At 61.7% G+C, this 2,447-nt stretch carries 1 protein-coding gene; it reads left to right on the top strand.

Annotated features, from left to right (window positions below; all coding sequences use genetic code 11):
- The first annotated feature begins 270 nt into the window (after window positions 1–270).
- Entirely contained in the window at window positions 271–2,430 is a 2,160-nt protein-coding gene (locus C8263_RS18670) for a recombinase family protein (RefSeq protein ID WP_107139607.1), read from the top strand.
- The last annotated feature ends 17 nt before the right edge of the window (window positions 2,431–2,447 follow it).

The raw sequence follows: 2,447 nt of genomic DNA, 5'->3' as shown, positions 1-2,447 counted from the left end.
TCCACGTACCAATGGGAATACACCTGTAGACACAACGGATGCAGCACCTATGATCGGACTTGACGGCCTGCGTCGACTGGTCGCCTTCGTCTCACGCGCCAAGAGCGCTTCACAGGAAGGTGCTTTATGCCTGATCCCAGTGTCCCCCCCCGCCGCCACTCTGGGTGAATCTCCCGCGGCCCCACCAACAGCGGCTGCTCTCTCTCCTGGCCCGTCTGGTCGAGCGGCAGCTGACCACGAGTCCCTCACCTCCTGTGGAGGTGAGGTCCAGTGACGCACCCGACGGTGGGTAAAGCACTCAGTCAGCAGAAAATTCAACCCGGGCACCTGGAGGCGCTGGCCGTGGTGTACGTCCGGCAATCCACCCTCGGCCAACTTCAGAAGCACCAGGAGTCCACCCGGCTGCAATACGCGCTGGTCGACTACGCACAGTCCCTCGGCTGGCCACAGGAGCGCATTCTGGTCATTGACGATGATCTCGGGAAGTCCGGCAGCTCTGCGGCCGGACGCCCAGGATTCCAGCGCCTGGTCACAGAAGTCAGTCTCGGGCATGTCGGGCTGATTCTTGGCATTGAAATGAGTCGACTGGCTCGCTCAAACCGCGACTGGCACCAGCTGCTGGAAGTGTGTGCCCTCTTCCGCACCCTGATCGCCGACATCGACGGTCTGTACAATCCAAATGACTACAACGATCGTCTTCTCCTCGGGTTGAAGGGCACCATGAGCGAAGCGGAACTTCACATCCTCAAAAATCGACTGCACGAGGGCAAACTGAGCAAAGCCCGCCGAGGGGAACTGCACAATCGACTCCCGACCGGCTATGTCCTGGCCCCGGACGGACGCGTTCAGTTTGATCCTGATGAACAGGTGCAACACGTCATCCACCTGATCTTCCGGAAGTTCGACGAGCTGGGCACCCTTCACGCCGTCCTGCGCTATCTCGTCACGCATCAGCTGCACATCGGCGTTCGGCTGCAGAGTCGCGCTGACGCGCGACTCGAGTGGCGTCGTCCCAACCGCGTTACCCTGCAGAACCTGCTGCATCACCCGATCTATGCGGGGGCCTACACCTATGGGCGTCGGCAGACCGACGCCCGACGCAAGCAGTCAAATCGGCCGGCAACGGGGCGAGTGGTCATGCCAATGGACGCCTGGCACGTTTGCCTGCGGGACCGGGTTCCGGCCTACATCAGCTGGACGCAGTACCAGGCCAACCTCGCGCAGCTCAGTGCCAACCGAAATGTCGCTGGCCAATCCGGAACCGCAAGGTCAGGCGCGGCGCTGCTTGGGGGCCTCTTGGTCTGTGGTCATTGCGGAAACCGATTGAGCGTCCGGTACCAGGGCGCGCGCCAGTCGTACGCCTGCACCTGGAAAACCAGTAACTACGCGGAGCCCAACTGCTTGCATTGTGCGGGCTCCGGGTTGGATGCGTGGGTGGTCAGCCAGGTTCTTGAAGCACTTGGTCCAGCCAACCTCGCGCTGTCTCTGGAAGTCCAGCACCATATGGAGGAGGAGCGCGTGGCCCTGATGAAGCACTGGACGCAGCAACTCGAGCGTGCGGCCTACGAGGTGCAACGCGCTCAGCGGCAGTATCAGATGGTGGAACCCGAACACCGGTTGGTGGCGCGTTCCTTGGAACGCGCCTGGGAGGACGCCCTTTCCGCGCAGCGTCAGCTGCAAGAAGACGCTGCCCGGGTCCAGCACCACCGCGCACATCCCCTGACGGCCCAGGAAATCCAAGACATTCACGAACTGGCTGAAGATCTCCCGGCCTTGTGGTCGGCACCGACCACCTCCACATCAGAACGCAAGGAGATCCTGCGGTTGGTCATTGACCGCGTCGTGGTGTCGTCGATTCGTGCCGATGAGCAGTTGAGCGTGGACATTCACTGGGTAGGTGGATGCGTGACGCGGAGCACAGTGACGCGCCCTGTCGCGCGCATCACCCAGCTGAGTTACTACCCAGAACTCAAAGCAGTGGTCTCGCAACTGACTCAGGAGGGAAAGTCAGGGCAGCAGATTGCCGATGAGCTCAATCGGTTGGAACTGCGGCCCGCGAAGCGCACACAGGTCTGGCAGGCTGATCAGGTCCGGGGATTGGTGAGAGATCTCGGTCTGGCCATTTCCCGGACTCAGGGGCCAGTGACACCAAAAGACCAGGCTCGGCAGGGCGATTGGTGGACCTTGACGGCACTGGCCGTCACACTGGCCATGCCCAGTGTGACGCTGTACAGCTGGTTGAAATATGGACAGCTCCAGGGTCGCCAGGAGGGTCGCCGCTGGTGGATCTGGGCCGATGAACAGGAATTGACTCGGCTGAGAGCACGGCGTGCAAAACCCCCGGCAGAGCACGCCCATGACCGATGGAATGCGCAGCGAGCGGCGATGGAGACCCGTCAGCGAAAGGAGAGTGCGTATGTACAAGGGTAATCGAGTTGGCTCGTTTC

Origin of the sequence: Deinococcus arcticus, from assembly GCF_003028415.1 — a bacterium.
GTDB lineage: Bacteria > Deinococcota > Deinococci > Deinococcales > Deinococcaceae > Deinococcus > Deinococcus arcticus.
This window is presented reverse-complemented; position numbering and strand designations above follow the sequence as displayed.